Genomic DNA, 545 nt, shown 5'->3' with positions numbered 1-545 from the left:
CTCAGCGTCCCCGGTGTTCCCAGAACCGTCGGTATCCTCCAGCCCTTCCTGCTGTTGATTGCGATCGGGCTGTCGAGGTTGAGTATCCGCTACTGGCTCGGGGATGCCTACCAGCGCATCCTTCACAAGAATATGCTCGCCAAGGTGCTGATCTATGGGGCAGGGACGGCCGGGCGGCAGCTGGCCGGCGCCTTGATCAACAGTGCCGAACTCAATGTCGTCGGCTATCTGGATGATGACCCGCGTCTTAAGGGCGGCGTCATGGGTGGTTTGCCGATCTACGACCCCTCGGACCTTCCGGTGCTTGCAGAATCTCTCGGCGTGCACAACGTGCTTCTTGCTCTTCCCTCCGCATCGCGGCAGCGTCGCAATGAAATCCTGGAGCACATCCGTAAAGCCAGGGTCAATGTTCGCACGTTGCCGGATCTCACGGCCCTGGCTCAGGGACGCATCGCCGTCTCCGACATCAGAGAGCTGGAGATCGAAGATCTGCTGGGGAGGGAAGCGGTCGCACCACGGCAGGAGTTGCTCGACAAGGCGATGCG

1 protein-coding gene is annotated in these 545 nt (G+C 61.1%); it reads left to right on the top strand.

The window, feature by feature from the left end; all coding sequences use genetic code 11:
• Positions 1-545 (top strand): nucleoside-diphosphate sugar epimerase/dehydratase (locus ACM5SV_RS36615; protein WP_419425534.1); only part of this gene is annotated, 545 nt, incomplete at both ends.

Origin of the sequence: Rhizobium sp. CRRU65 (genome assembly GCF_048551595.1) — a bacterium.
Classification (GTDB): Bacteria; Pseudomonadota; Alphaproteobacteria; order Rhizobiales; family Rhizobiaceae; genus Rhizobium; species Rhizobium leguminosarum_J.
Note: the sequence above shows the minus strand (reverse complement) of the source record. Positions and strands in the feature narration are given on the sequence as shown.